Raw genomic sequence first — 5,108 nt, 5'->3', positions numbered from 1 at the left:
CTCCCACAGCGCCCCCGCGGGCGGTGGACGTGATCCGCCGTGAACCCCCGTCCTACGAGGGGCGCTTCCTGCACCGGGACTTCCACCCCGGCAACGTCCTGTTCGACGGCGAGCGGGGCGGCGACGGGTGCGGTGGCGGCTCGGGGGTCGGGCTGCGCGTCAGCGGGGTCGTCGACTGGGTGGAGACCTCGTGGGGACCCGTCGACCTGGACGTCGCCCACAGCTCCACCGCCCTCGCCCTGCTGCACGGCCCCGCGTACGGTCTCGGTTTCCGGGAGCGGTACGAGGCGCACGGCGGACACGGTCTGGCCGACGGCGCCGACCACCTGTACTGGCGGCTGCTCGACGCCCTGGCCTACTCCCCCGACGCGGCGAAGCTCGCGGGACCGTGGCGCGAGCTGGGCCGCACCGACCTGACGGCGGAGGTGCTGGGCGGGCGGCTGGAGGCGTACGTGGCGGGGTTGCTGGAGGCGTACGCGTGAGGGGCTTTCGCGCCGCCGGGCCGCCGGGTGCCGTACTCACGCAGACGGCACCCGGCGGTCGGTCTACCTGCTGTAGCGCATCAGGGCCCGCACCATGTGGCACGTCGTGTCCGACGGCGGATGTATGCCGATGAGTTGGGCCGTGCTGCGGATCTTCTCGTTGCGGGCCTGAGTGGGCAGGTAGACGCCCAGGTCGAGGAGGGCTATCGCGAGGCGCATGGCCTTGAGGCGGCGGTTGTGCATGACGTACCAGTCGCGGGGCCGTCCGGGCGGCAGCGGTCGCTTCTCCACGGGCACGTAGGGCAGGTCGAGCTGGACAGGTCGCTTCGTCTTGAGTGCGGCAGCGGGCACGGGCATCCTCCTGTCGCGGTCAGGGCTCCGGCCGGCACCTCCGGCGGAACCCTCGAACACTGCTTCTAGTTTACCGCCCACCACTGACAATCGCCCCTGGCCAGAGGGGCTTTCAGGCCCTTTTCGAGCTACCGTGGCCCGCATGGAGATCTGGATCAATCCCGCCTGTTCCAAGTGTCGCAGCGCCCTCACCCTCCTCGATGCCGAGGGCGCCGACTACACGGTCCGCCGATACCTGGAGGACGTACCGAGCGAGGACGAGATCAGGGACGTACTCGACCGGCTCGGGCTGGAACCCTGGGACATCACGCGCACCCAGGAGGCCGAGGCCAAGGAGCTGGGGCTGAAGGAGTGGCCGCGGGACGACGCGGCGCGCGGGCGCTGGATCGCGGCGCTCGCCGGGCATCCCCGGCTCATCCAGCGCCCCATCATCACCGCCGAGGACGGCACCGCGGTGGTGGCACGGACGGACGAGGCGGTACGGGACGCTCTGTCCCGTTAGCCCGGCTGTGGAGGATTCGTCGGGCGGCGGGAGTTGGAGCGCACGCGCTGTTACCCTCCGCCGCCATGACCTTCGGTGATCAAGGATTTCCGTACGGACCGCCCGATCCCTACGCCCAGTTCGCGGCCCAGCAACACCGGATCGAGCAGGAGCGAATCGAGCAGGAGCGGATCGAGCAGGGCCGAATACGCCGCCGCCGGCGTAACCGGCGGGCCGCGGTCGCCGGGATCGGTGCCGTCCTGGTGGCCGCTGTCGCGGCGGGTGTCGTGATGGCGGCGGGCGACGACGGTGGCGGTCCGGCCGCCGCTCCCCCGGCGGCCACCGCCACCGCCACCCCGTCCGGCGCGCGCTCGGCCGTGCCGTCCGTGGACGCGAGCCTCCCCTCGGACGCTCCCAGCTCCCTGCCCTCACTGCTGGCCCGGCCGGTCATCCGGCCCGAGCAGGCCTTCCCGTCGAAGAGCGTCCGCCTGGGGGACGGCTCGCGGTACAGCCGAGTCGACCTCGCCACCACCACCGACTGCGCCCGGGGCATGTCGGCGGAACTGGCCGAGCTGATCCAACAGGGCGGGAAGTGTTCGCGGTTGACGGCGGCACTGTTCACGGACGCCGACCGGCGCTCGCAGGTGACGGTGACCGTGCTGAGCTTCGCCCGCGTCGAGGACGCGTCTCGCGTGTTCATGATGGCTTCGATGGACCCGGTGACCTACCAGGTGGTCTCGCTCGATCCGCCGCCGGAGGCCGGCCTGCCGACCGTACCGCCCGGCTCGGCCGGGGTGTTCCGGCGGGTGATGACGGTGCGCTCCGTGGTGTTCGCCAACGGCCAGTGGGGCGACGGCTCGGAGACCGGGGAGGCCGAACTCACGGCCCAGACGGAGGGGTTGCTCAAGCACGTCATGGACACGGTGGTGACGTACGAGGACGGGGAGGCCGGCGAGAGCGGCTGAGGCGGCTGCAGACGAAGGAGTGGACACGCCTGTGACGCACGCCACTTCCACTGACTCCTGTAACCGCTGAGTAACCTCGTTCGGTATCTCGTACATAGCGGCGTACGCTCCCCTACCTCTCAGGAGGCGCGGATGTCGCGCAGGAGAACTCTCGGCACGAAGAAGAAGATCGCGCTGCTGGTGGGCGCCGCGACGGTGGCGGGAGGTGGCGCCTTCGTCATGGCGGCCACCTCCAACGCCGCGCAGAGCCCGCAGACGGCCGCCGAGTCGACCGTCTGTCAGGGACTCGCCACCGCTCTCGGCAACAACCAGCGGTTCATCGAGGACCAGCGGGCGAACCCGGACGCGCAGTCGGCGGCCCGGATCACCAACCGCGAGGCGGTCGTCGCGCAGATCAAGGTCCAGCAGGAGGCGTCGGGTTGCGTCGTTGGGGAGTCGGCTCAGGGCTCCCAGGCGACGCAGCCGACACAGCCGGCGCAGAACGGCCAGGGCGGGCAGCAGGGTGGCGGGCAGCAGGCCACGCCGCCGGCCCAGCCGCCGCAGAGCGCCCCGGCCGACAACGCCGGTGACGCGGGAAACGCGGGCGGCGGCGCGGCGTCGGGCCAGCAGGTCTGCAACGGCTCGACCGTCACCCTCTCCGGTGAGGCGGGTGCCCCGGCCGCGTCCAGCAACCAGTTCCCGGTGGGCACGAAGCTGAAGGTGACCAACCTCGACAACAACAAGTCGACGACCGTCGAGGTGACCTCGGTCTCGGGCAGTTGCGCGCTGCTGAACAACGCGGCTTTCGAACAGGTCCGCGAGCCCGGCAAGTTCCTCATCCGCCGGGCCCTGATCGAGAAGGTGGGGTGACGCTCAGGAACGGAACTCCGTGAGGAGGCGGCCCAGTTCGGAAGGTGCGGCGGGTGGCGGCGCGTGAGGGGAGACGTCCGGCAGGACGACGGTCTCCACACGCGGCAGCGGCTCGCCGGCCGGGGTCGTCACTCGGTGCGTGTCATGGGTCCTGCTGTTCGCGGCCACGAACAGCAGGGCCGGCCACGTCCAGGCCCCGCAGCCGTTGTGGCGACGGACGCGGCCCGGTGACCGGCTTCGCGGCCGGGAAACCGGCGGCTGCCTCCTGGAGGCGCAGCCGGTCGGGGTCGAGGGGTCGAGGGCGACTCCCCCGGCCTGCCCCGCCGCGGCCCGGTCATTCCCATCGCATACGAGTGCTCGCGCCCCCGCGTTCGCGGCCCGCGTCTGCGAGCGCGAACGGCAACTCCCGGCCGGGCCGTCGTCCTCACACCGTGAGACGCACCACAGAACCACCAGGTAACACGGGGTTCACATTCGAGCAATGACCGGGAAATCGCCTGTTGACAGGCTGCCGGGCATCGAGTGCGGCGCCCCAGTGCCGCAGCGCCGCAGCACCCGCAAGTGCGTCTGACCCACCCCCGAAGGAAGTGGCCCGTGACCTTCAAGGCTGAGTACATCTGGATCGACGGCACCCAGCCGACGGCCAAGCTCCGTTCCAAGACCAAGATCATGACGGGCGAGCCCGTGGGTCTGGACGCGCTGCCGATCTGGGGCTTCGACGGGTCGTCCACGAACCAGGCCGAGGGCCATGCCTCGGACCGTGTCCTCAAGCCGGTCTTCACCTGCCCCGACCCGATCCGCGGTGGCGACGACATCCTCGTGCTGTGCGAGGTCCTCAACATCGACATGACGCCGCACGAGTCCAACACGCGTGCCGCGCTGGCCGAGGTCGCCGAGAAGTTCGCCGCGCAGGAGCCGATCTTCGGCATCGAGCAGGAGTACACGTTCTTCAAGGACGGTTACCCGCTCGGCTTCCCCAAGGGCGGCTTCCCGGCCCCGCAGGGCGGCTACTACTGCGGTGTCGGCGCCGACGAGATCTTCGGCCGTGACGTCGTCGAGGCGCACCTGGACAACTGCCTCAAGGCGGGTCTGGGCATCTCCGGCATCAACGCCGAGGTCATGCCCGGCCAGTGGGAGTTCCAGGTCGGCCCGCTCGCCCCGCTGGAGGTCTCCGACCAGCTGTGGGTGTCGCGCTGGCTGCTCTACCGCACCGCCGAGGACTTCGACATCGCGGCCACCCTCGACCCGAAGCCGGTCAAGGGCGACTGGAACGGCGCCGGTGCGCACACCAACTTCTCCACCAAGGCGATGCGCGAGACGTACGAGGCGATCATCACCGCGTGCGAGTCGCTCGGTGAGGGCTCCAAGCCCCTCGACCACGTCAAGCACTACGGCGCCGGCATCGACGATCGCCTGACCGGTCTGCACGAGACCGCCCCGTGGAACGAGTACTCCTACGGTGTCTCCAACCGTGGCGCCTCGGTCCGCATCCCGTGGCAGGTCGAGAAGGACGGCAAGGGTTACATCGAGGACCGCCGCCCGAACGCCAACGTGGACCCGTACCTGGTGACCCGCCTGATCGTGGACACCTGCTGCTCCGCGCTGGAGAAGGCCGGCCAGGTCTGATCCCGGCCTGATCCCGGATCAGGCCGGGGCTTCCCGGATCTGATCCCGGACTCTTCCCGGAAAGGGGCGCCCGCCGAGTCGGCGGGCGCCCCTTTCCGTATGCCGCCCCGCAACGAGGACGAGGCAAGCTCCTCGTCCAAGCAGTGAGAGGACTCTCCTGTCCGGGGCGGGTGTCTGCTTCAATGGGCGCATGGCCAGCTTCCAGAAGCACACCGCGACGGGTCGCCACGACCTCGAACCGTTCTGGCCTTCCCGTCAGCACCACGACTTCGACCGGGTGTGTTGCCGCGCGATGAACGCGCCGGCCGAAGACCGGGGGTAACGGCTTTAGAGGGCCGGCGCGTTCATCGCGCG

General features: G+C 70.5%; 7 protein-coding genes. 6 read left to right on the top strand and 1 reads right to left on the bottom strand.

Annotated elements, in window-relative coordinates; genetic code table 11:
- A partial coding sequence (locus tag BZL64_RS30010) for a phosphotransferase (RefSeq protein ID WP_158101572.1) occupies window positions 1-482 on the top strand: 482 nt, incomplete at its 5' end.
- Window positions 483-545: 63 nt separating this feature from the next.
- On the opposite strand, the gene BZL64_RS30005 is transcribed toward BZL64_RS30010, so the two are convergent.
- Window positions 546-833 carry a hypothetical protein gene (locus tag BZL64_RS30005; protein WP_373314783.1) on the bottom strand — a complete coding sequence of 96 codons (288 nt, stop codon included), beginning with the start codon at window positions 831-833 and terminating at the stop codon, window positions 546-548.
- Window positions 834-975: 142 nt separating this feature from the next.
- Between BZL64_RS30005 and BZL64_RS30000 the strand changes: the two genes are divergently transcribed.
- The 5 genes from BZL64_RS30000 to BZL64_RS41970 all read left to right on the top strand — a co-directional run bounded on the left by BZL64_RS30000 (window position 976) and on the right by BZL64_RS41970 (window position 5,076).
- Entirely contained in the window at window positions 976-1,335 is a 360-nt protein-coding gene (locus BZL64_RS30000; protein WP_086772298.1) for an arsenate reductase family protein, read from the top strand.
- Window positions 1,336-1,400: 65 nt separating this feature from the next.
- A complete protein-coding gene (locus BZL64_RS29995; protein ID WP_086772296.1) occupies window positions 1,401-2,279 on the top strand; it encodes a hypothetical protein in 879 nt (292 codons plus the stop codon).
- A gap of 132 nt (window positions 2,280-2,411) precedes the next feature.
- Entirely contained in the window at window positions 2,412-3,128 is a 717-nt protein-coding gene (locus BZL64_RS29990; protein WP_086772295.1) for an RlpA-like double-psi beta-barrel domain-containing protein, read from the top strand.
- 594 nt (window positions 3,129-3,722) lie between these two features.
- Window positions 3,723-4,754, top strand: coding sequence for a glutamine synthetase (gene glnII / locus BZL64_RS29980; RefSeq protein ID WP_086772294.1), 1,032 nt, complete (start codon window positions 3,723-3,725; stop codon window positions 4,752-4,754).
- 190 nt (window positions 4,755-4,944) lie between these two features.
- Window positions 4,945-5,076, top strand: coding sequence for a hypothetical protein (locus BZL64_RS41970; RefSeq protein ID WP_086772293.1), 132 nt, complete (start codon window positions 4,945-4,947; stop codon window positions 5,074-5,076).
- The last annotated feature ends 32 nt before the right edge of the window (window positions 5,077-5,108 follow it).

It is taken from the genome of Streptomyces bobili (genome assembly GCF_002154575.1).
Taxonomy (GTDB): domain Bacteria; phylum Actinomycetota; class Actinomycetes; order Streptomycetales; family Streptomycetaceae; genus Streptomyces; species Streptomyces bobili.
This window is presented reverse-complemented; position numbering and strand designations above follow the sequence as displayed.

Coding starts and splice junctions, on each gene's coding strand:
- BZL64_RS30000 (WP_086772298.1), top strand. CDS start 976: ATGGAGATCTGGATCAATCCCGCCTGTTCCAAGTGTCGCAGCGCCCTC.
- BZL64_RS29995 (WP_086772296.1), top strand. CDS start 1,401: ATGACCTTCGGTGATCAAGGATTTCCGTACGGACCGCCCGATCCCTAC.
- BZL64_RS29990 (WP_086772295.1), top strand. CDS start 2,412: ATGTCGCGCAGGAGAACTCTCGGCACGAAGAAGAAGATCGCGCTGCTG.
- BZL64_RS41970 (WP_086772293.1), top strand. CDS start 4,945: ATGGCCAGCTTCCAGAAGCACACCGCGACGGGTCGCCACGACCTCGAA.